The 22,866-nt window shown below is 70.8% G+C and carries 18 protein-coding genes; 14 read left to right on the forward strand and 4 right to left on the reverse strand.

What is annotated here, in order from left to right; translation table 11 throughout:
* Positions 1-2: 2 nt before the first annotated feature.
* Entirely contained in the window at positions 3-536 is a 534-nt protein-coding gene (locus ACFWVE_RS15620) for a TerD family protein (protein ID WP_384013570.1), read from the reverse strand.
* A gap of 168 nt (positions 537-704) precedes the next feature.
* Between ACFWVE_RS15620 and ACFWVE_RS15625 the strand changes: the two genes are divergently transcribed.
* The 3 genes from ACFWVE_RS15625 (at position 705) to ACFWVE_RS15635 (ending at position 3,009) form a co-directional block, all read left to right on the forward strand.
* The gene (locus ACFWVE_RS15625) at positions 705-1,310 is read left to right on the forward strand and encodes a YdbC family protein (protein WP_384013573.1); all 606 of its coding nucleotides are present in this window, start codon (positions 705-707) and stop codon (positions 1,308-1,310) included.
* A gap of 106 nt (positions 1,311-1,416) precedes the next feature.
* The gene (locus ACFWVE_RS15630) at positions 1,417-2,076 is read left to right on the forward strand and encodes a histidine phosphatase family protein (RefSeq protein ID WP_384013576.1); all 660 of its coding nucleotides are present in this window, start codon (positions 1,417-1,419) and stop codon (positions 2,074-2,076) included.
* 12 nt (positions 2,077-2,088) lie between these two features.
* Positions 2,089-3,009, forward strand: coding sequence for an ADP-ribosylglycohydrolase family protein (locus ACFWVE_RS15635; RefSeq protein ID WP_384013579.1), 921 nt, complete (start codon positions 2,089-2,091; stop codon positions 3,007-3,009).
* 395 nt (positions 3,010-3,404) lie between these two features.
* Here the strand turns inward: ACFWVE_RS15635 and ACFWVE_RS15640 are convergent, their stop codons facing one another.
* On the reverse strand, positions 3,405-4,952 hold the full coding sequence (locus ACFWVE_RS15640) for an MFS transporter (RefSeq protein WP_384013582.1): 1,548 nt from the start codon (positions 4,950-4,952) through the stop codon (positions 3,405-3,407).
* Positions 4,953-5,139: 187 nt separating this feature from the next.
* On the opposite strand from ACFWVE_RS15640, the gene ACFWVE_RS15645 reads away from it, so the two are divergent.
* From ACFWVE_RS15645 to ACFWVE_RS15655, 3 genes are all read left to right on the forward strand, one after another.
* On the forward strand, positions 5,140-5,763 hold the full coding sequence (locus tag ACFWVE_RS15645; protein WP_384013585.1) for a TetR/AcrR family transcriptional regulator: 624 nt from the start codon (positions 5,140-5,142) through the stop codon (positions 5,761-5,763).
* 81 nt (positions 5,764-5,844) lie between these two features.
* Complete coding sequence (locus ACFWVE_RS15650) at positions 5,845-6,546, forward strand: ribonuclease HII (RefSeq protein WP_384013588.1); 702 nt, start codon at positions 5,845-5,847, stop codon at positions 6,544-6,546.
* A 68-nt stretch (positions 6,547-6,614) separates the two neighbouring features.
* Complete coding sequence (locus ACFWVE_RS15655; RefSeq protein ID WP_384013591.1) at positions 6,615-7,244, forward strand: hypothetical protein; 630 nt, start codon at positions 6,615-6,617, stop codon at positions 7,242-7,244.
* 155 nt (positions 7,245-7,399) lie between these two features.
* Here ACFWVE_RS15655 and ACFWVE_RS15660 read toward each other — a convergent pair whose 3' ends face one another.
* Complete coding sequence (locus tag ACFWVE_RS15660; RefSeq protein ID WP_384013594.1) at positions 7,400-8,014, reverse strand: hypothetical protein; 615 nt, start codon at positions 8,012-8,014, stop codon at positions 7,400-7,402.
* 358 nt (positions 8,015-8,372) lie between these two features.
* On the opposite strand from ACFWVE_RS15660, the gene ACFWVE_RS15665 reads away from it, so the two are divergent.
* The 7 genes from ACFWVE_RS15665 (at position 8,373) to ACFWVE_RS15695 (ending at position 19,788) form a co-directional block, all read left to right on the forward strand.
* Positions 8,373-10,532 carry a RecQ family ATP-dependent DNA helicase gene (locus ACFWVE_RS15665; protein WP_384013597.1) on the forward strand — a complete coding sequence of 720 codons (2,160 nt, stop codon included), beginning with the start codon at positions 8,373-8,375 and terminating at the stop codon, positions 10,530-10,532.
* Positions 10,533-10,849: 317 nt separating this feature from the next.
* Complete coding sequence (locus ACFWVE_RS15670) at positions 10,850-12,589, forward strand: DUF4192 domain-containing protein (protein ID WP_384013600.1); 1,740 nt, start codon at positions 10,850-10,852, stop codon at positions 12,587-12,589.
* A gap of 306 nt (positions 12,590-12,895) precedes the next feature.
* Positions 12,896-13,654, forward strand: a complete 759-nt coding sequence (locus ACFWVE_RS15675; RefSeq protein ID WP_384013601.1) for an NUDIX domain-containing protein — start codon at positions 12,896-12,898, stop codon at positions 13,652-13,654.
* Between the two features lie 216 nt (positions 13,655-13,870).
* The gene (locus tag ACFWVE_RS15680; protein ID WP_384013604.1) at positions 13,871-15,739 is read left to right on the forward strand and encodes an ATP-binding cassette domain-containing protein; all 1,869 of its coding nucleotides are present in this window, start codon (positions 13,871-13,873) and stop codon (positions 15,737-15,739) included.
* Positions 15,740-15,902: 163 nt separating this feature from the next.
* Positions 15,903-16,787 (forward strand): FadR/GntR family transcriptional regulator, encoded by an 885-nt coding sequence (locus ACFWVE_RS15685; protein WP_384013606.1) that lies wholly within the window; start codon positions 15,903-15,905, stop codon positions 16,785-16,787.
* Positions 16,788-17,214: 427 nt separating this feature from the next.
* A complete protein-coding gene (locus ACFWVE_RS15690; RefSeq protein WP_384013609.1) occupies positions 17,215-18,744 on the forward strand; it encodes an RNA polymerase sigma factor in 1,530 nt (509 codons plus the stop codon).
* 180 nt (positions 18,745-18,924) lie between these two features.
* Positions 18,925-19,788 carry a S1 family peptidase gene (locus tag ACFWVE_RS15695; protein ID WP_384013612.1) on the forward strand — a complete coding sequence of 288 codons (864 nt, stop codon included), beginning with the start codon at positions 18,925-18,927 and terminating at the stop codon, positions 19,786-19,788.
* Between the two features lie 215 nt (positions 19,789-20,003).
* On the opposite strand, the gene ACFWVE_RS15700 is transcribed toward ACFWVE_RS15695, so the two are convergent.
* On the reverse strand, positions 20,004-20,234 hold the full coding sequence (locus ACFWVE_RS15700) for a hypothetical protein (protein ID WP_266073804.1): 231 nt from the start codon (positions 20,232-20,234) through the stop codon (positions 20,004-20,006).
* A gap of 440 nt (positions 20,235-20,674) precedes the next feature.
* On the opposite strand from ACFWVE_RS15700, the gene ACFWVE_RS15705 reads away from it, so the two are divergent.
* The gene (locus ACFWVE_RS15705) at positions 20,675-22,798 is read left to right on the forward strand and encodes a type IIA DNA topoisomerase subunit B (RefSeq protein ID WP_384013616.1); all 2,124 of its coding nucleotides are present in this window, start codon (positions 20,675-20,677) and stop codon (positions 22,796-22,798) included.
* The last annotated feature ends 68 nt before the right edge of the window (positions 22,799-22,866 follow it).

Here is a 22,866-nt window from a genome sequence, read left to right on the forward strand (position 1 = left end):
GTTCACGGGCGGCGGGCGGCTCCCATGGAGCGGGTGAAGGTCGACGGGTCCCCCTGGAAACCCTGGACGCCGGGATGGAAGTCCCAGGCACCGGTGGTGTCCCGGGTGAACTCGGCGACCGTGGCTGCCGTGGCTCCCAGGACACCCCTGAAGTCGTCCTCGGCCAGGACGGTGTACCCCTCGCGGATGCGCAGACCGGGGCGGCCCACGCCGGCGAAGGTGCGCTGCTCCTGATGCTGCTGTATGACGACCCCGACCACCACGCGCGCGTACCGCGCGTCGAGCCGGTCCAGCTCCAGCGTCATGACCTCGTCGAAGCCGAAGCCCTTGCCGTCCTTGCTGTCCCGGCTGAGGGTGATCGTGCCGTCGGGGGAGCGGCTGTCGAAGTGCACCACGTACGAGGGATCACCGTGCGGATCGCCTGCCGGGTAGGGCGCGGCGACGAGATCCAGGTCGGTGGCCGGCTGTCCCGCGGGACTCGGATCCCACCTCAGCGCGATCTCGACCTTGCCGATGCCCTTGTTGACGCCGTTCACCAGTCTTCCCCTTCCCCCTGGGGCCGTCATGCCCCTTCAGAAGCTGCTGTCCAACTGCCGGGCGGACCCGGCAGGTTGTCCATCCTGTCATGCCGGGCCGGGGGAGTGCGGTGAAGCAGTCCCGCCGAGGGTGACCGGGGCTGTGCTCCGCGGCCTTACGATGGCGCGGTGCTGGTCAAGTGGATTCGCTGCACCGTGGTGGACCGCCGCGGGTTCGAACGGGGACAGCGGAAGTGGGCGGGGCTTCTGGGGGAGCCGGGATTTCGTGGACAGGGCGGGGGCTGGAGCCGGGAACGACAGGATGTGGCGCACATCTTCTCCTTCTGGGAGAGCCGCGCCTTCTACGACTCCTTCATGGCGCGGTCCCACGACCGGCTCGCCTCGGCTCAGTCGGGCACCTTCAAGGACGCCCAGGTCAGGCTGTTCGACCACCGCTTCGACGTGAAGACCGGCTTCGAACCGCGCTTTACGGACGTCGACCTGCTGAGAGTGGCCCTGTGCCGCGTCCACGAGGAGCGGGCGGAGCATTTCGTGCTGATGCACGAGAAGGTCTGGAACCCGGCGATGGCAGGCTCGCCCGGCATGGTTCGGGGACTGTTCGGTGAGGCCCCCGGCCATGAGTTCCTGGTGCTGTCGATGTGGTGGTCGGCGGCCGAGCACGGCAAGTACCGCACCGAGCGCGTGGAACGTCTCGCCCTGCGGGCGCAGACGGAGGCCGACATCGTGGCGCTCACGGGAGACATCGTGGACATGGAGCCGGTCTGGACGGTCTGACGTTCCAGTGCGGGGAACGGTCTCGAAGCGCGGGAAGTGTGTGACCTGTGCCGTATGGGGCGCGTACGGGTGCTCGGTCCGCCGCCGGCCGTTCTAGGGTTTCAGCATGGTACGACCACGGCGCATCGTCCTTGTCCGGCACGGTGAATCAACGGGCAATGTTGACGACACCGTTTATGAGCGCGAACCCGATCACGCGCTGGCCCTGACCGAGCGGGGCCGGCGGCAGGCGGAGGAGACGGGCAGGCGGCTGCACGACCTGTTCGGCGAGGAACACGTCAGCGTGTACGTGTCCCCCTACCGCCGCACGCACGAGACGCTGTGCGCCTTCGGTCTCGACCCGGAACTCATACGCGTGCGTGAGGAGCCGAGACTGCGTGAGCAGGACTGGGGCAACTGGCAGGACCAGAAGGACGTCCGTCTGCAGAAGGTGTACCGGGACGCGTACGGCCACTTCTTCTACCGCTTCGCCCAGGGCGAGTCCGGTGCCGACGTCTACGACCGGGTCGGAGGCTTCCTGGAGAGCCTGTACCGCAGTTTCGAGGCCCCGGACCACCCGCCGAACGTCCTCATCGTGACGCATGGTCTTGCCATGCGGCTGTTCTGCATGCGCTGGTTCCACTGGACCGTGGCGGAGTTCGAGTCCCTGTCCAACCCCGGGAACGCCGAGATGCGGGTGCTCGTCCTGGGGGAGGACGGCAAGTACAGGCTCGACCGGCCCTTCGAGCAGTGGCGGCGGCCGGAACCGTACGGGAGCACCGGATAAGGTGGGTGGGCGATGACCGCTGACTCCACCCCCACCACTGACTCCACCACCGCCGGGCGCCTCGCGCGTGCCCTGGCCAGCCTGCGCGGACTGTCCGTGGGGGACGCGCTGGGCTCGCAGTTCTTCGTCCCGGTGAACTATCCGCTGCTCATGCGCCGTGAGCTGCCTCCGGGCTCCTGGCAGTGGACGGACGACACGGAGATGGCCTGCTCGGTCGTCGCCGTCCTCGCCGCCCACCGGCGGATCGACCAGGACGCCCTCGCACACTCCTTCGCCCGGCACCATGACTTCGACCGTGGCTACGGGCCCGCGGTCAACCGGCTGCTGCGGCTGGTCCGCGAAGGCGGCGACTGGCGCGAGCTCGCCGCCGGCCTTTTCAACGGCCGGGGTTCCTGGGGCAACGGCGCCGCGATGCGCATCGCGCCCCTGGGCGCCTGGTACGCGGACGACCCGGAGCAGGCGGTCCACCAGGCCGAGATCTCGGCCTACCCCACCCACCAGCACCGCGAGGCCGTGGTCGGCGCGATGGCCGTCGCCGCGGCGGCCGCACTCGCCGCGGCCCCCGGCGGGCCGCCCGGCCCCGAAGCACTGCTCGACGGGGTCGCCGCGCTGGTGCCCAGGAAGAGTGCGGTCGGTGCGGGACTGCGCCGGGCCCGGGACATGTTCGACTACGGCGACGCGGCCACCGTCGCCGCCGTACTGGGGTGCGGACGGCGGACGACGGCCCACGACACCGTGCCCTTCGCGCTGTGGTCGGCCGCCCGAGCCCTGGGCGACTACGAAGAGGCCTTCTGGACCACGGCCCAGGTGGGCGGGGACGTCGACACGACCTGCGCCATCGTGGGCGGCGTGATCGCGGCGGGGAGGGCCGGGGCGCCGCCCACCGGGTGGGCCGAGCGGGTCGAGGCGCTCCCGAGCTGGATGCCGGTGTAGCTCCAGCCGGCCCGGCCACGCTGGATCCGGTCCGGTCCGGTCCGGTCCCTCCGTCAGGCGTGCGTGCGGAGCGCCGTTGCCGACGGGCGTCGGCGCGGGCGCTGACGCGCGAGCTTTCGGAACTCTCCGTGCGCCTTGGGAACTCTCCGTGACCGTCCGTCCGTTGTCGGAACATCAGCCGTGTGGGGCATGAGGTCCGAGACGAAGCGGCGGCTGTACGGGTCCGAGCCCTGCCGGAGGTGATCGTGAACGCGCAGTTCACCGTACTGCTCACCGTACTGCTCGGCTCCGTGATCGCCGTCCTGGCAGCCGCGGGGCGGCCCGGGGCCCTCCGGACCGGCCCGCTGGGGCCGGCCGGAGAGGCACCGGGCCGCCCCGCCCGGGGCATGCCCTCGTCAGCCGATGCCCGGTCCGGCGGAGCCGGCGAGCGCCTCCAGGTCGCTCTTGCGTACCCGGATCACCAACCAGGCGGTGAGCAGGGCGAGTACGGCCATGGCGGCGGCCGGAATGAAGGCCGTCGAGATGCCCTGCGCGAGCACTTCGTGGCCCCAGGGCTCGGGCAGCTGGTGGGTCTGGGCGAACTCCGCCTTCTGCTCCGGCGTCGCTTCGGCGAGGAACGACGGAAGTTGTTCCTCCGCCTCGTTCCTGCCGGCCGTGCCGAACACCGTGGTGAGGAGCGCCAGCCCCACCGATCCGCCCACCTGCTGGGTCGCGTTGAGCAGTCCGGACGCCGCGCCGGCCTCGTGCTGGGCCACACCGGAGACCGCGGTGAGAGTCAGTGTCACGAAGTTCAGGCCCATGCCGAAGCCGAAGACGAGCATGGGGCCGAGGATGCCGCTCACATAGGAGCTCTCGGAGGTGATCAGTGCCTGCCAGGCCAGGCCGATCGCCGCGAGCGCCGAGCCGACGAGCATGAACGGCTTGGGGCCGAACACGGGCAGGAACCGCTGGGACACCCCTGCCCCGAGCGCGATCACGACCGTCACCGGAAGGAAGGCGAGCCCGGCCTCGATCGGGGTGTACCCGAGCACGTTCTGCACGAAGAGAACGATGTAGAAGAACATGCCGAACATGGCGGCGGCCAGGCTGAGCATGATCACGTACGTGCCGGAGCGGTTTCGGTCGGCGAACATCCGCAGCGGGGTGATCGGCTCCCTGGCCCGCGACTCGATGACGGTGAAGGACACCAGCAGGACGACCGCGGCGACGAAGGAACCGATGGTCACGCTGTCCCGCCAGCCCTCCTCCGCCGCCCGTATGAAGCCGTAGACGAGGGAGGCCATGCCGGCCGTCGAGGTCACCGCGCCCGCTATGTCGAAGCGGCCGGTGTGCCGCTCGGACTCGTTGATGTAGAGCGGTGCGAGCGCGGCGATCAGCAGACCGATCGGCACGTTGACGAAGAGCACCCACCGCCAGTCGAGCCACTCGGTGAGCATGCCGCCCGCCAGCAGGCCGATGGCGCCACCGCCCGCGGAGACCGCGGCGAAGACGCCGAAGGCCCGGTTGCGCTCGGGGCCCTCGGGGAAGGTGGTGGTGATCAGCGCCAGCGAGGTGGGCGAGGCGATCGCACCGCCCACGCCCTGCAGTACCCGCGCGGCGAGCAGCTGCCAGGGCTCCTGGGCGAACCCGCCCAGGAGCGAGGCGAGGGTGAACAGCAGGATGCCGGTCATGAAGACGCGGCGGCGGCCGAGAATGTCACCGGCCCTGCCGCCGAGGAGCAGCAGGCCGCCGAAGGTCAGGGTGTAGGCGCTGACCACCCAGGTGAGGTCGGTGGTGCTGAAACTGAGAGCGTTCTGAATGTGCGGAAGCGCGATGTTCACAATCGTCGCGTCCAGTACCACCATGAGTTGGCAGGCCGCGATGACGGTGAGTGCGATGCCGGGGTGTCCGTCCCGGCGTGCCGCACCCGGCTTCCGGTCCTGGATCGATGGAGAGGTTGTCACTATGGATCCCCCACGAGTGTGTCAGTGAACGCTCGCGTTCACTGTTGTGTCCACGTTAGGAGTCCTCGACAGTGAACGCAAGCGTTCACTGGAAGTGCGATCGCTCGGCGCATCCCCCGCAGGTGCCGTGCGATGCGCGCCCCATCCCCGAAACGCCCGCTTCCCCTCCTCGTGTGGAGAGAGTCAGATGGTTACTTCGAGCTGGGCGGACGCCCAGGCTCAGACGGCCGTTTCCCGCCGCCGTGGCGCCGTACTGGAACGCGCGATCCTCGATGCCGCTCTGGAGCAGCTCAGTACGGTCGGCTGGAACGGTCTGACGATGGAGGGTGTCGCCGCCGGCGCCCAGACCGGAAAGGCCGCCGTCTACCGCCGCTGGCCCTCGAAGGAGGACCTGGTCGCGGACGCCCTGCGGGCCGGGCTGCCGCCCTTCGACGCGGCTCCGGACGTGGGCAATGTGCGCGACGACCTGCTGGCCCTGTGCCTGCGAGCGCGTGACGCGATGTTCTCCCGGCCGGGCGTCGCCCTGCGCTCGGTCATTCACGAGTGCGATTCCATGCAGGCCGAGCGGTTCCATGCCGTGATCTTCGAAGGGGTCGTGGAGCCGACCATCACGATGCTCCGAGAAGTGATCGAGCGTGGGATCGAGCGCGGAGAGGTGCGTGCCGACGCGGCGAACGGCTACGTCTTCGATGCCATCCCGGCGATGATGATGTACCGGTCCAAGATGTGCGGAAGTGAATGGCCGGACGTCGACGTGGAGGAGATGATCGACCGGCTGATGGTTCCGCTGCTGCGGCCGGCAGGTCCCTGACCCGAGGTCGCCGACACTCTGGCACCGCTCGGGGAACCTGGGTGTCGCGGGCCGTTCCGGGCGGCGTACGCTAAGGGCGCCATGCCGTACGAACCACCAACTCACGCTGTCGAGCGCTCCCTCCGCGCCACGACCGGGGCGAAGATCGTCGCAGGTGTCGACGAGGTGGGGCGCGGCGCCTGGGCCGGCCCCGTCACCGTCTGTGCGGCGGTCACCGGACTGCGCCGGCCCCCCGAGGGACTCACCGACTCCAAGCTCCTCACCGTCAAGCGGCGGGACGCACTCGACCGGACGCTACGGGACTGGGTGACGTCGTACGCCCTGGGCCACGCGTCCCATGAGGAGATCGACCGGCTGGGAATGACAGCCGCGCTGCGGCTGGCGGCGGTGCGCGCCCTCGAAGGGCTGCCGGTGCGTCCCGACGCGGTGATACTCGACGGCAAGCACGACTATCTCGGGGCACCCTGGCGGGTCCGCACCGTGATCAAGGGTGACCAGTCGTGCGTGGCGGTCGCGGCGGCCTCGGTGATCGCCAAGGTGCACCGCGACAAAAAGATGGCCGAACTGGGTGCCGAGCATGCAGACTTCGGTTTTGCGGACAACGCGGGGTATCCGTCACCCGTGCACAGGGCCGCGCTGGAGGCCCGGGGACCCACCCCCTACCACCGGCTGTCGTGGGCGTATCTTGATGCGCTGCCCCAATGGCGGCATCTCAAGAAGGTCCGCGGCTGGGCGGATGGAAGTGTTCCGGCGATCGAAGGTCAACTCGGCTTCGATTTCTGACGATTCCGTTCGCGCTCATGTGCCACCCGACGGCACGAGCCGTACTAATGTTTGATAAAAATCAGCCCATGCCTCTCATTCCCGAGGAGCCTCAGATTCACGAGAGTGCTCAGGGTCCCCGCGCCACTCCGGCCAGCGGCCGTACCGCGCCGACCCCTCGCCCCGTACCCGGTCCCCGCCCCGCGGCACCGCCGCGTCCCGGTCGGCCCGGCCCGGTCCGGCCCGCGCCTTCGGCGCAACGTACGCCGCGTGATGCCACTGCGGCGGCCGAACCCGTCCCTTCGAAGCCGACCGCTCCCGCTGCGGCCGGCGCCCAGATCCAGCTGATCCCGGCATCCGTCCAGGGGGCGCTCGACGCCGCCGAGGAAGCCGTGGACCTGCTGCTGGACTCGGGCCGTGCCCCGGGCGACGTGCTGGTGATCACCACCGGCGAGCCGCATCCGTGGGCCACCCACGAACTCTCCTTCGGTGAGGCCTCCTACTGGGCCCTGCACGCCGCCGCCGACGACGTCTTCTACGCGGACGCCGCGGTCGCGGACCGTGCCGGAGCGCGCCCCGTCGTCGTGGTCGCCGTCAACGGAGGGGCCGAGCCGGAGACCGCGTCGGCCCTGGCCGTGGCGCACACCAAGGCCACCACTCTGCTGATCGTCTGCGGCGACCCGCAGCGGATCAACTCGGTGAGGGGTACGGGCGTCTGAGGCGACGTCATGGCGCCCGTCCGTACGGGCGCCATGTGGCCGTCGTTCCGCCGCGCGGGTAGCGGCGTTGACGCGGTCCCCGCGGCAGAGCGCGCAGCTCGCGGGACCGCGCGAGGCCGCGCCCGCCGAAGGAGCCCTGGCTCCCAGGCGGGTCCTCAGCGCGCTGCGGCGCGGCGCAGGACGTCGGACGCGGCACCGCCGGTGCGCGGTATTCGCGGCGGCGCCTCGGCCGTGGCGAACGGTTCCGGCGCGGAGCCGGCGCTGGGCCGACGCCCGCCGCGGCCCTCGCCGAGCACCTGCCAGCCGTCACGGGTCAGCGTGATGTACGCCCCGCAGCGCAGCCCGTGCAGCGTGCAGGCGTCCCGCAGCCCCCACATCCACGCGCCGTCCTCCTCCGTCCAACGGGCGTCGCCGTCACGGCAGTAGAGCAGGACGGCGGTACGCACCGGTGTGCGGCGCCGCAGGTCGTGCGGGATGACCCGGCGCAGCTGGGACAGCAGCGAGTTGCGGAACATCCAGCCGTCGGCCGGGGCGGGGCGGCGGGTGAACGAAGCGCTCGCCCGCACCCGCTCGTCCTGGTCGAGTACGGCGACGATCGCGGTCGCCGGCCCCGGGTGATGCCGGGCGTGCAGCCCGCTGACGACCTCACGCGGGTTGCGCAGCAGCGGGATTCCCGCGGCAGCCCACTCCGCGGGTTCGAGCAGACGAGTGGCGGAAGCGGCGGGTGTGGACAGCGATGCCGCCGAGGACGGAGCGAATCCGAAGGTCACGGTCCTCCCTTCGGCTACACCCGGACTACGGGCGGGGGCGGATTCAGGGGAGCGCGCACGCAGCGGAGCCCAACCTGGGCGGCGGACGAGCCGTGCGGGTGCGGACCTCAATTCTTCCTGTCGAACCAGGATGCGGCAACGAGCAATCGTGCGAGCCGACCGTTATCGGATGATTGGGTGTTTATATCCCTGCCCGGTGTGCCGCGGGGCACATGTGCGGCGCTCGATCACGCCGTGTCCGTACGTGACGTGCGGGTCCGGTGACCAGTGGCCGGTTTCGAGGACGCCGGGGCGCCCCCACGAGGTGAATGCAGGGGTGAGGTGGCCGACTGTCGTAGCCATCGGGTTGCATGGGGGCATGGACACCCTGGAGCTGCGCACCGAAGCCGACGCCATCCTCGCCGAGCTCGTCGGCGACCCCGAAGGCTCGGCGCGGTTGCGGGAGGACCAGTGGCAGGCCGTGGCGGCCCTGGTGGAGGAACGCCGGCGCGCCCTGGTGGTGCAGCGCACCGGCTGGGGCAAGTCGGCGGTCTACTTCGTCGCCACCGTTCTGCTGCGACGGCGTGGCTCCGGCCCCACGGTGATCGTCTCGCCGCTGCTGGCGCTGATGCGCAACCAGGTCGAGTCGGCGGCGCGGGCCGGCATCCGGGCGCGCACCATCAACTCGGCCAACCCCGAGGAGTGGGACACGATCTACGAGGAGGTCGAGCACGGCGAGACCGATGTTCTCCTCGTCAGCCCTGAACGCCTCAATTCCGTGGACTTCCGCGAGCAGGTGTTGCCCAAGCTCGCGGCCACGACCGGTCTGCTGGTGGTCGACGAGGCGCACTGCATCTCCGACTGGGGACATGACTTCCGCCCCGACTACCGCCGGCTGCGGGCCATGCTCGCCGACCTCGCCCCCGGTGTGCCGGTGCTGGCCACCACCGCGACCGCCAACGCGCGCGTCACCGCGGACGTGGCCGAGCAACTGGGCACCGGCGCCGGCGAGGCCCTGGTCCTGCGCGGTCCGCTGGAGCGGGAGAGCCTGCGGCTGGGCGTGGTCCGGCTGCCGGACGCCGCGCACCGCCTGGCCTGGCTCGCCGAGCACATGGACGAGCTGCCGGGCTCCGGGATCATCTACACACTGACCGTCGCGGCGGCCGAGGAGGCCACCGCCCACCTGCGACAGCACGGCTTCCAGGTGGCCTCGTACACCGGGCGCACGGAGAACGCCGACCGGCTGCAGGCCGAGGCCGACCTGCTGGGCAACCGGGTCAAGGCGCTGGTCGCGACCTCGGCGCTGGGGATGGGCTTCGACAAGCCGGACCTGGGCTTCGTGCTCCATCTGGGCTCCCCGTCCTCGCCGATCGCCTACTACCAGCAGGTCGGCCGGGCGGGCCGGGGCGTGGCCCACGCCGATGTGCTGCTGCTGCCGGGCAAGGAGGACGAGGCCATCTGGCGCTACTTCGCCGACACCGCCTTCCCGCCCGAGGCGCAGGTCCGGCAGACCCTCTCGGCCCTGGCCGACGCGGGACGGCCCCTGTCCGTGCCGGCCCTGGAGGCCCAGGTCGACCTCCGGCGCACCCGCCTGGAGACCATGCTCAAGGTGCTCGACGTGGACGGCGCGGTCAAGCGGGTCAAGGGCGGCTGGATCTCCACCGGCGAACCGTGGGTCTACGACGCCGAGCGGTACGCCTGGGTCGCCCGGCAGCGGGCCGCCGAGCAGCAGGCCATGCGCGACTACGTGAGCACGGACCGGTGCCGGATGGAGTTCCTGCGACGGCAGCTGGACGACGAAGGAGCGGTCCCGTGCGGCCGCTGCGACAACTGTGTGGGGCCCTGGGCCGATCCCTCCGTCTCGGCCGAGACCCTGACGGCGGCGGCGAAGGAGCTGGACCGCCCAGGGGTGGAGGTCGAGCCGCGCCGGATGTGGCCGACGGGGATGCCGGCCCTGGGCATCGAGCTCAAGGGGCGCATCCCGGCAGGAGAACAGTGCTCCACCGGGCGCGCTCTGGGCCGGCTCTCGGACATCGGCTGGGGCAACCGGCTGCGCCCGCTGCTGGCCGAGAACGCGCCCGACGGGCCGGTCCCCGACGACGTCCTGCGGGCCGCGGTGGAGGTCCTCGCCGACTGGGCACGTTCTCCGGGCGGCTGGTCGACGAAGGGCCCGGACGCCTCCGCCCGGCCGGTGGGAGTCGTCGCCGTGCCGTCCCTCACCCGTCCGCAACTGGTCGGTTCCCTCGCCCAGGGCATCGCGACCGTCGGCCGCCTGCCCCTCCTCGGCACCCTGACGTACACCGTGCCGGACGGCGCCCACGCGGCACGCCGCAGCAACTCCGCCCAACGTCTGAAGACGCTGGCCGGTGCCTTCGCCGTCTCCGAGGAGCTGGCGGGTGCCCTGGCACACGCGCCGGGTCCCGTCCTGTTGGTGGACGACTACACGGACTCCGGCTGGACCCTCGCGGTCGCCGCCCGCCTGCTCCGCAGGGCGGGCGGCGCACAGGTCCTTCCTCTGGTCCTCGCCGCGGCAGGCTGAGCGTCCGTCGCCGGGCCGGGCCGATCCGGCCCGCGGGACTCTCGCGCCGATGCCGGCCGAGGAGTTCGTCCCCGGGTTCGGCGTCGGCACCTCGCGTGCCCGCGGGGGCATCGGCCTGCTCGACAGCGGCGACACGGAGAGCGCCGGGAAACTGCTCGGTCACCCCTCGCCTCTGCGGCGGGGAGACTCTCATGATGGCCCGACAATCGGACTGCAGAGGGATGGGAAGTGCAGGTCACATGGGATGCATGACGTGTCCCTGAGGGGAGTTGTCCACAGGGCGAGCGGAATTTCCTGATCCGAGCGATCGTCCTCCCATGACGAACAGCCATGAAACGAACGGATCCTCCGAAAACGGTGACATCGCCGGTCGGGAGCGGGACGAGCACGCCGGCCTTCCGGGAGGCGACGACATCACCCTCGGCGCCGGGGCCCCGGCGCCGAGGACACACAGGAACCCGGGCACGCACCAGAACGACAGCACACACAGGAACGCGGGGACGCGTGCTGGGCGCCCGCAGGACATCGCCTGCACCGCCTACGGCAGCCACGGCGGCGAACAGCAGGTCACGCTGCGCACGCCCGCCGAACTCGCCGACGCCCTGCCCTATCTGCTCGGCTACCACCCCGAGGACAGCATCGTCCTGGTCGCCCTGTACGACAAGGACGGACGGGGCAGGTTCGGCGGCCGGGCCAGGCTCGGCATCCCCGCGAACCGGGACGACTGGCCCGCTGCCGCCCGCCAGCTGGCCCAAGGGCTGGTCACGGGCAGCGAGCGCCGAGGCGCCAAGCCCGAGCAGATGGTCGTCTTCCTCTGCCAGGAACCGGGGGAACACGAGCCAGGACAACAGGTCAAGGAGCGGCTGGGCCCGCTCGCTCACGCGCTGCGCCTGGAGTGCGGTGCCCTCGACGTTCCTGTGGTGGAGGCTCTGTGCCTCTCGGGCGGCCGCTTCTGGTCGTACTGCTGCGACGACGAGGGGTGCTGTCCCGAGGCGGGGACGCCGATGGGCCTGCCGGGCACCTCGGTGCTGGCCGCCGCCGCGACCTACGCCGGACTTCAGGTCCGGGGCACGCTGCGTGAACTGCGGGCGAGGTTCCTCCCGTGGGAGAACGCCGCCGCCCTCGAACAGGAAACCGCCCTGGACACCGCCCACCGGACGCTGATCCCCAAGATCCTCGACGCGGTGGGACGGACCGAGGTCGCCCGGCAGACACTGGAACTGGCCGAGCGCGTCATGGGCAGACTGGCCTGCGCCCCGCCCGTGTCCGGCATGCTCCCGGCGGACCTGCGGGACGACGAAGTGCTCCGGTACGACGAGGCCGCCACGCTGATCCTCGGCCTGCAGGACCGCACGACCCGGGACCGGGCGGCGGAGTGGATGGAGGGCGAGGAGGCCGGCCCCGCACTCCGCCTGTGGCGGGCACTGGCCCGCCGCTGCGTCGGATCGTACGGCGAACACGCCGCGGCTCCCCTGACGCTCGCCGGCTGGGTCGCCTGGTCCATCGGCGACGAGCTGGAGGCCAGGGAGGCACTCGCCATGGCCCTGGGCGCCGATCCCGACTATCTCTTCGCCCGCCTGCTGCACCAGGCCTGCAACGAGGGCCTCGACCCGGAATCGATCCGACGCTGCCTGCGCGCGGAACACGATGGTCACGGGAAGGCGGACGGCGAGGGCCCGGTCACCGGTGTGGCCGGCGGAGCGGGCAACGAGGACCCGGACAGCGAAGATCCGGGAGACGGGGGGCCCGGTGACATGGAGTCCGGTGCGGCGGGGGAGCCCACACCCTTCGGGTCCGGGGCTGCCGCGGAGCGGGAGGCGCCCGCGCGCCGCCGCGACCATGTCCCCGGTGCCGACGGCGGTTCCCCGCGCCGGGGGCGGGCGGACGGCAGCCGCCCGAACGTGCGGATTCCACATCCCCGTACGGCGCTGGGCGGCACGCGCCCGGACGGTGTGCGTCCCGGCATCGAAGGGCCGGATGCCGTACGCCGTCGTCGGGCTGCCCCGCGTCGGGGACGTACGCAGATCCGGAGCCGGGGCAGCGCCGGGGAGGAATGACCGGGCGGGAGGGGAGGCGGCCGTCGGCTGGGCGGAGGGAGCGGCGACGGCCGGGGTGCCGCCCTCTCCGGGGTCCGCCCCGCAAGTGGGCTGACCGTCGCCGACCGACGGCAAGGAGACGGAAGGGGGCGGAGGGGCCAAGGGGAGAGAACCGGTGAGGAAGAGCACCGCAGCGGTCCCGCGTCGCGGGACGCTCCCGCCCTCCGGGATCCCGTGGCGGGAGCAGTACCGGACCGAAGCCGATCAGCCGTCGATGCCGTCGGCGAAGGGAGTGTTTATCGTCAGGCAGACGACTATGATCGCCGCATGTCCTACGACCCGTCAGCCTTTCCGCCCTTTGCCGTCACCGTGGACCTGGTCGTGCTGACTGTGCGCCGCCACGCCCTGTGTGCGCTGGCGGTACGCAGGGGCGAACCGCCGTTTCAGGGACGCTGGGCGCTTCCCGGCGGATTCGTCCGGACCGACGAGGACCTGGCGCAGGCGGCGGCACGTGAACTGGCGGAGGAAACCGGACTGCGCGTACACGACCCCGCCGTCCCCGCCCAGGCCGGCGGCGCGCACCTGGAACAGCTCGCCACCTACGGCGACCCCAAGCGCGACCCCCGGATGCGGGTCGTCAGCGTCGCGCACCTCGCCCTCGCCCCCGACCTGCCCGCACCCCGGGCGGGCGGCGACGCCAGCAACGCACGCTGGGCTCAGGTCGGGGAACTGCTGCAACAGGACGGCTACGGCAGGGACGGCGAGACGGCGGCGCCACTCGCCTTCGACCACGCGCAGATCCTGGCGGACGGGGTGGAGCGGGCCCGCTCAAAGATCGAGTACTCGTCGCTGGCCACGGCCTTCTGCCCGCCCGAGTTCACCGTCGGCGAGCTGCGCCGTGTCTACGAGGCCGTGTGGGGTGTGGCCTTGGACCCGCGCAACTTCCACCGCAAGGTGACGGGTACGCCGGGTTTTCTCGTGCCGACCGGTGGCACGACCACCCGTCAGGGCGGCCGTCCCGCCCAGCTCTTCCGGGCCGGCGGAGCCACCCTGCTCAATCCGCCGATGCTGCGCCCCGAGGTGTGACCGCACCGGCCTGAGCGGCCTGAGCGGCCCGGGAGGGGAGAGCGGGTGGTGACGCGGAGGCGGCGGCAGGGGCATCCGGCCCTGGGTGCGGGTGCGGGTGCGGGTGCGGGTCGCGGATGCGGGTCGCGGATGCGGGTCCCGTGCGGCTGAATTCCCCGTGGCCGGCAGGCCTTGCGGTGCCCGAAAAACCCGATATGGCGCGCTATCTTGCTTCGGGTGATCCAGGCCATCGGACTGACCAGCAACCCGCGCAAAGAGCTTCCGCCCGCCGTCGACGACGTGTCCTTCGACGCGCACGCAGGTCGCGTCACGATGCTGCTCGGAGCACCGGGCGCGGGCAAGACGACGGCACTCAGACTCATGCTCGAACTCCAACCGGGCCGTGGCATCACCTACTTCAGAGGCCGTCCACTGCACCGCGTCGGCCATCCGTCCCGCGAAGTCGGCGTACTGCTGGGCGAGGTGCCCGGCCACCCCGCACGCACCGTGCGCGGACACATCCGCATGCTGTGTGCCGCGGCGGGAGTTCCGGTGCGTCGCGGGGACGAAGTCCTGGAAGCCGTGGGGCTCGTGAGCCTGCGGGAGGAACGCCTCGGCACCCTTTCGCGGGGCATGGACCGACGCCTCGGGCTCGCCTGCGCACTGCTGGCGGACCCGCACACCCTGGTGCTCGACGAGCCCGCGCACGGGCTGTCCGCCGGCGAGAGCCGCTGGCTGCACGGCATGCTCCGGGCCTACGCGGCCCAGGGCGGCACCGTTCTGAGCACAACGGCCGACCCCAAGGAGGCGGCGCGCACCGCGGACCGGGTGGTCACCCTCGACCAGGGCCGGCTCGTGGCCGATCAGCCGGCCGCGGACTTCTCGCGCACCCGGCTGCGCCCCCGCGTCGCCGTCCGTACCCCGCATGCCGCCCGGCTCTCCGCGCTGCTCACCAAGGAAGCGCGTACCGCCCGGCGTTCCGTGGAGGTGGCCGAGGACGGCGGCAACCGCATCTCCGTTTACGGCAGTACCTGCGCGGACGTCGGCGAAATCGCCTTCCGGCACGGCATTGTCGTTCATCAACTCGCCGACGAAATCGGGGACATGGGGCCAGGAGCGGGTGCCTCGTCCCCGGCTGGGAAGCCGGTTGCCTCGGACGGTGAAACGCCGTCCGCCGCGTCGCCGGCCGCCGCCCTCGACGCCGGACCTCCCGGTGGCTCCGCCGACTCCGCGCCCGCCGACTCCCCGTCCTCCGGCCTCCGTGCCGGAGGTGAGGTCCGGGTGCTGGAGTCCGGATCCACGGCGGGACTGCCGCCTCCCATCTCCGTTCGCCCCGCCCCTCGTCCCCTCCGCCCGCTGCGCTACGAGATCCGCCGGGTCACCGGCGTCAGGACCGGGTTTCTCGTCGGGGCGGCCGTGCTCGTGATGTCCGCGCTCACCGCCGTACTGCTGGCCCGGATCGGGCACACCCCGCAGCCGCGCCTGCTGGCCGCGTGGCCCGGGGAGCTGCCCCTGCCGCCCGCGGCGCTCGGGGCGGGGCTGCTCGGGGCGCTGGCCTTCGGCGACGAGTTCCGCCACCCCGCCCTGGCGGCGGACCGGGGTCGCGTGCCCCGGCGGCTGGGGCTGCTGACCGCCAAACTGCTCGTCGCCTCGGCCTCCGCCCTCGTGCTGGCCGTCCTGACGATCGGGTGCGATGCCGAGCTGCTCTACCTCGTCTACGGGCGGGAGCTCGTCGAGATCCCCGCCGACTGGTTGTCGCTCGGCGCGAGTTGGCTCGGGCTCGTGATCGGGTGCGCGTGGGCGGGCGTGCTGGCCGCGGGGGTCTTCCGGTCCACCACTGCCGGTCTCGCCGCGGTCGTCGCCGTACCCCTTCTCGTCGTCCCCCTCATGCACGGGCTGGTGGAGAGGCTGTCGGTGTGGACCGCGGCCGGGGCATCCCTGCGGATGCGTGAGGTGTCCCTGCGTCACTGGCCCTTCGGGGGCGAAGGGTATCTGGAGGGGGCGCTGCGGATGATCGCTCAACCGGTGGGCGGCGCAATGGCGTTGTCCCTCGCGGTGCTGCTCTGCGCGTATCTGCTCGCCTCTTTGCGGAACAGGGCCCGATGACGACCGACCGTGCCCCGATCGATCCGTCCGTGCCTGCAACTCCCCGGAGGCAGCCCGCTTCTTTCCGATAAGGCGTCAATTGCGACGGGGTGAGCGATCACCCTTTCGTGTGCTTTTCACCAAACTCCTCAAGGGAGTTGGGAGGCACGCCGAAAAAGGATGCGTGAGTACCCTTGCGCACACCATGATGACCACCGCCCGCTCCGCAGACTCCGGCCTCACGGGCCCGGGCGAACTCGACCGCTACCCCTACACCGACGCGCCTGTCGGCGGCCGTGTCGGGGCCCCCGTCTGGGACACCGATCCCGAGCTGGGCCGTGCGGGCCGCCGCAGCGCGGGCAGCCGCGGCCGCGGGCTGCACGGCCAACTCGTCCAGCAGCTGGGCCAGATGATCGTTTCGGGGGATCTGGGCGCCGACCGCCCTCTGGTTCCCGAGGAGATCGGCCAGCGCTTCGAGGTCTCCCGCACCGTCGTCCGTGAGTCGCTCCGTGTCCTGGAGGCCAAGGGCCTGGTCAGTGCCCGGCCCAATGTCGGTACACGGGTGCGCCCGGTCAGCGACTGGAACCTTCTCGATCCGGACATCATCGAGTGGCGGGCCTTCGGGCCGCAGCGCGACGACCAGCGGCGTGAGCTCAGCGAGCTGCGCTGGACGATGGAGCCGCTGGCCGCCCGGCTCGCCGCCGGGCACGGGCGCGAGGACGTCCAGCAGCGCCTGTCCGACATGGTGGAGATCATGGGCCATGCCATGGGGCAGGGGGACGCGCTGACCTTCGCCCGCGCCGACTCCGAGTTCCATTCGCTGCTGATCCAGGTCGCCGGCAACCGCATGCTGGAGCACCTCTCCGGGATCGTGTCCGCCGCGCTGCAGGTCTCGGGCGGACCGGTCACGGGCTGTGAGCGGCCGAACGAGGCCTCGCTCGTGCACCACGGCCGGATCGTCGACGCGCTCGCCGGCGGCGACGGCGCGGCGGCCGAGACGGCCATGCGTCAGCTGCTGACGGTCCACCCCGAGGTCGAGCGAGTGGTGCCCGCCCCGCGCGAGCGCTGACCGCCTTCCGAGGGCGGCCCGGCCCGGTCTGCCACCCCCTCCCGTGGCGCCGCCCGGCCGGTGGGCCGCCCGCTGTAGGACCCCGCGGGATCACCTTCGATCCGCGGGGTCCTACAGTGATGAAGGGGCCGTAAGGTCCGGCACGGTGCCGTTGTCACCCCTGAGTGACCGTCTTTGTCCCGATCTGGTCGATTCTGGACACTTACGGGGTGTGACTCGGGCCACGCGGATTGGGCGTAACGCTCCTGGAAAGAACGCGATGACCTAAGAGGTGACAGTCGCGGAGGGAATACGGACGCCGTTCACGGCGCTGTTGCATCTCCCCGGCCCCCGCCCGCATCGTCGGCCCATCCCCAAGCCGGCGGTCGGCTCCTGTCCGTCGTGGACGGGGCCGGAAGCCGTTTTTCAACGTCCCGAGAGGTTGTTCGTGTCGGCCAGCACATCCCGTACGCTCCCGCCGGAGATCGCCGAATCCGTCTCTGTCATGGCGCTCATCGAGCGGGGAAAGGCTGAGGGGCAGATCGCCGGCGATGACGTGCGTCGGGCCTTCGAAGCTGACCAGATTCCGGCCACTCAGTGGAAGAACGTACTGCGCAGCCTCAACCAGATCCTCGAGGAAGAGGGTGTGACGCTGATGGTCAGTGCCGCGGAGCCCAAGCGCACCCGAAAGAGCGTCGCAGCGAAGAGTCCCGCCAAGCGCACGGCGACCAGAACGGTCGCGGCGAAGGCGACGACCACCCGGAAGGCGGGTGCCACCGCCACACCGGCCGCGCCCGCCACGGACGCCGTCGCCGAGGAGGAGGCACCCGCCAAGAAGGCGGCTGCCAAGAAGACCACCGCGAAGAAGGCGACCGCCAAGAAGACGGCGGTGAAGAAGACGGCCGCCAAGAAGACCACGGCCAAGAAGGACGACGCCGAGGCGACCGACGAGGAGGCCGTCGAGGAGACCAAGGCGACGGACGAGCCGGAGGGCACGGAGAACGCCGGTTTCGTCCTCTCCGACGAGGACGAGGACGACGCGCCCGCCCAGCAGGTCGCCGCGGCCGGTGCCACCGCCGACCCGGTGAAGGACTACCTCAAGCAGATCGGCAAGGTCCCGCTGCTCAACGCCGAGCAGGAGGTCGAGCTCGCCAAGCGCATCGAGGCCGGTCTGTTCGCCGAGGACAAGCTGGCCAACGCCGACAAGCTCGCACCGAAGCTCAAGCGCGAGCTGGAGATCATCGCCGAGGACGGCCGCCGGGCCAAGAACCACCTGCTGGAGGCCAACCTCCGTCTGGTGGTCTCCCTGGCCAAGCGCTACACCGGCCGCGGCATGCTCTTCCTGGACCTCATCCAGGAGGGCAACCTCGGTCTGATCCGCGCGGTGGAGAAGTTCGACTACACCAAGGGCTACAAGTTCTCCACCTACGCCACCTGGTGGATCCGTCAGGCGATCACCCGCGCGATGGCCGACCAGGCCCGCACCATCCGCATCCCGGTGCACATGGTCGAGGTCATCAACAAGCTCGCGCGTGTGCAGCGCCAGATGCTCCAGGACCTGGGCCGCGAGCCCACCCCGGAGGAACTGGCCAAGGAACTCGACATGACCCCGGAGAAGGTCATCGAGGTCCAGAAGTACGGTCGCGAGCCCATCTCCCTGCACACCCCGCTGGGCGAGGACGGCGACAGTGAGTTCGGTGACCTCATCGAGGACTCCGAGGCCGTCGTCCCGGCGGACGCGGTCAGCTTCACGCTTCTGCAGGAGCAGCTGCACTCCGTCCTGGACACCCTGTCCGAGCGCGAGGCGGGCGTCGTCTCCATGCGCTTCGGTCTCACCGACGGTCAGCCGAAGACCCTCGACGAGATCGGCAAGGTGTACGGCGTCACGCGCGAGCGCATCCGCCAGATCGAGTCCAAGACCATGTCGAAGCTGCGCCACCCGTCACGCTCCCAGGTCCTGCGCGACTACCTCGACTAGGACAGCGAGCACGACGGCCCGCAAGGCCGAACCCAGGCCCGGTCCCGTTCGCGGGGCCGGGCCTGGGGCCTGTCCGGCATGATCCGTCGGACAGGCCCCGGGCGCTGCTCCGCGGGTGCGGGGCGGGACGGGGTGGATCACTCTGGGTGTCCCATCAATGTCCCAGTGTGAGGAGAGCGCATGCGTCGTCGCCTAGCCCGGGTCCTGGCCCGGCCACTGGCCCTCGCCGCCGCCGCGACCGCGATACCCCTGGCAGCGGCCGCTCCGGCGGCCGCGGACCGCATCGTTGTCGGTGGGTTCCCGGTCGATGCGGCCCAGAGCCCGTGGACCGTGGCGCTGTCCAGCCGTGACCGGTTCGGGGGTACCCGGGCGGGACAGTTCTGCGGGGGTGTGGCCGTCGGCCGGACCACCGTGCTCACCGCCGCACACTGCATGGACAAGGAGGTCCTGGGGGCGCCACCGGACCGGGTGCCCGACCTCAGAGTGATCTCGGGCCGTACGGACCTGCTCTCGGAGCAGGGAGAGGAGATAGCGGTACGCGAGACCTGGGTGAACCCGGGCTACGACCCGGTCGGCAACTCCGGCGACTTCGCCGTGCTCACCCTGGCCGCACCGCTGCCCTCCGGCTCGATGATCGGCATGGCCGGCGCGGGTGATCCCGGGTACCGGGCCGACACCCCCGCGACCGTCTACGGCTGGGGGGACACCACGGGCTCCGGGACCTACGCCGGCAGCCTGCACGCGGCACGGGTGCGTGTGCTGCGCGACACCGTGTGCGAGGCCGCGTACCCGGGCGGGGCCGAGGGCGCGTACCGCGCCGGGACGATGCTGTGCGCCGGTGAGCAGACCGGCGGGCCGGACGCCTGTCAGGGGGACAGCGGCGGACCGCTGGTGGCCGAGGGGAGGCTGATCGGCCTGGTGTCCTGGGGCAGCGGATGCGGCTGGGCGGACACTCCCGGGGTCTACACGCGTGTGTCCGAGATAGTGCGGACGCTCGACGGAACTCCGGCCCGCCGGGCCGGAAGGGTGGCCGACGGCGCCTGACGGGCCCTGCGCGGGCCTCCCGGCTCCTTCCGGGCGACTTCCGAACGCCTGGAGCTCCCAGGGGAGCGAGAACGCGCGAGGAACGAGAACCAACGCGCGAGGAACGAACGCACGAGAAAGAGGCGGCTGTCTCCGCAGCGGAGGCAGCCGCCTCTCTCGCCGGCCTGTGCCGGGCGGGCTCGTCGTCGTGCGCGAGGTGTCAGAGAGTCACCGTGTCAGTGCTCTTCCTCGATGGCAGGGGCCGACGGGGAGGTCAGCCGCTCGCTCTCGTCCTGTATCTCAGCGGCGATCTTCTTGAGTTCCGGCTCGAACTTGCGGCCGTGGTGGGCGCAGAAGAGCAGTTCTCCACCGCTCAGCAGGACGACGCGCAGGTATGCCTGGGCGCCGCAGCGGTCGCAGCGATCGGCGGCCGTCAGTGGGCTCGCGGGGGTCAGAACAGTAGTCACGTCGCCTCTTCTCTAGCTCGACGAGCTGTCGTACCAGGGTCAACATCCAACCAGCCCCAAAACGTTCCCGCTCGTGGCTTCTCTTCGAAAAAATCTTTCCGAAGTGGCTGGGTGTTGCCGGTTGGCGGCGAATGTGCCGTATCGCGTGTCTCTGTGTCGTACGGATTCGCGTGGTATCGGTGGTCGGCCCTCCCGGCTGGGTTGCCGGTTGTTCTTGAGGACGTGCCCGGAGCCTAAATGGTTCATGCCTGGAAGGGAACGTGATGTGTGCTTCACTCCATCGAATGATCGAACAGGTATACGACTCTCGACTAGTCTAGGTTTCAGACGAGGGTGGCGTGACAACGGCTCTACCAGGCCTCGGTACCCTCTCACCGGTGACAAGTGACGCGCCCTTACCCATGAGGGCCCCATCTGAAATTCAGCGAGGAGCGAACCGCGTGACCGCCGAGACGTCCGTGCCGTCCACAGCGTTGCTGGCAGGAGCAGACCGGGACGGGTCCAACTACACCGCGCGGCACCTGCTCGTCCTCGAGGGGCTCGAGGCCGTGCGGAAGCGCCCCGGGATGTACATCGGATCCACCGACAGCCGCGGTCTGATGCACTGCCTCTGGGAGATCATCGACAACTCGGTGGACGAGGCCCTCGGGGGCCACTGCGACCACATCGATGTGATCCTCCACGACGACGGTTCGGTGGAGGTCCGGGACAACGGCCGGGGCATCCCGGTCGACGTGGAGCCCAAGACCGGCCTCTCCGGTGTCGAGGTCGTCATGACCAAGCTGCACGCCGGCGGCAAGTTCGGCGGCGGTTCGTACGCCGCGTCCGGCGGCCTGCACGGCGTCGGCGCGTCCGTGGTCAACGCGCTCTCCGCGCGACTGGACGTCGAGGTGGACCGCAGTGGGCACACCCACGCGATCAGCTTTCGCCGCGGTGTCCCCGGCGCCTTCGCCGCCCTGGGCGCGGACGCGAAGTTCGAGGCCGGGAGCGGGCTGCGCAGGACGAAGAAGATCCCGAAGACCCGCAGCGGCACGCGCGTGCGCTACTGGGCCGACCGCCAGATCTTCCTCAAGGACGCCAAGCTGGCTCTGGAGACCCTGCACCAGCGCGCCCGCCAGACCGCGTTCCTGGTGCCCGGCCTGACCATCGTCGTCCGTGACGAGCTCGGGCTCGGCGACGGCGGCAGCAAGGGCGAGGAGTCCTTCCGTTTCGACGGCGGAATCAGCGAGTTCTGCGAGTTCCTGGCCACTGACAAGGCCGTCTGCGACACCCTCCGCTTCACCGGGCAGGGCACCTTCAAGGAGACGGTCCCGGTCCTGGACGAGCACGGTCAGATGACCCCCACCGAGGTGACCCGCGAGCTCGGCGTCGACGTCGCGATGCGCTGGGGGACCGGCTACGACACGACCCTCCGGTCGTTCGTCAACATCATCGCCACCCCCAAGGGGGGCACCCATGTCGCCGGCTTCGAGCAGGCCGTCGCCAAGACGGTGAACGAGGTGCTGCGCACGAAGAAGATGCTTCGCGTGGCCGAGGACGACGTCGTCAAGGACGACACCCTGGAGGGCCTCACGGCGGTTGTCACCGTCCGCCTGGCCGAGCCGCAGTTCGAGGGGCAGACCAAGGAGGTGCTCGGCACCTCGGCGGCCCGCCGCATCGTGAACACCGTGATCTCCCGTGAGCTCAAGGCATTCCTGACCTCCACCAAGCGCGACGACGCCCAGCAGGCCCGTGTGGTCCTGGAGAAGGCGGTCGCCGCGGCCCGTACGCGCATCGCCGCCCGGCAGCACAAGGATGCCCAGCGCCGCAAGACGGCCCTGGAGTCCTCCTCGCTGCCGGCCAAGCTGGCCGACTGCCGCAGTGACGACGTCGAGCGCAGCGAGCTGTTCATCGTCGAGGGGGACTCGGCCCTCGGCACGGCGAAGCTCGCCCGGAACTCCGAGTTCCAGGCGCTGCTGCCGATCCGGGGCAAGATCCTCAACGTTCAGAAGTCGTCCGTGACGGACATGCTGAAGAACGCGGAGTGCGGGGCGATCATCCAGGTCATAGGAGCTGGATCCGGACGGACATTCGATATCGACACGGCGCGCTACGGCAAGATCATCATGATGACCGACGCCGATGTGGACGGTTCCCACATCCGCACCCTGCTCCTGACGCTGTTCCACCGCTACATGCGGCCCATGGTCGAGTCCGGCCGGGTGTTCGCCGCGGTGCCGCCGCTGCACCGCATCGAGCTCGTCCAGCCCAAGAAGGGCCAGGACAAGTACGTGTACACGTACTCGGACCGTGAGCTGCGCGACAAGCTGATGGACTTCGAGACCAGGAACATCCGCTACAAGGACTCGATCCAGCGCTACAAGGGCCTCGGTGAGATGGACGCCGACCAGCTGGCCGAGACGACCATGGACCCGCGCCACCGCACCCTGCGCCGGATCAACCTCACCGACCTGGAGGCCGCCGAGCAGGTCTTCGATCTGCTCATGGGCAACGACGTCGCTCCGCGCAAGGAGTTCATCTCCAGCTCGGCGGCGACACTGGACCGGTCGCGCATCGACGCGTAGAGGGCCTGCGGTCACCTGATGGGGTGAAGCAGAACGGGAAGAGGAGTCGGGGATCTTTCCGTTCTGTC

It is taken from the genome of Streptomyces sp. NPDC058632 (genome assembly GCF_042717095.1).
Taxonomy (GTDB): Bacteria; Actinomycetota; Actinomycetes; order Streptomycetales; family Streptomycetaceae; genus Streptomyces.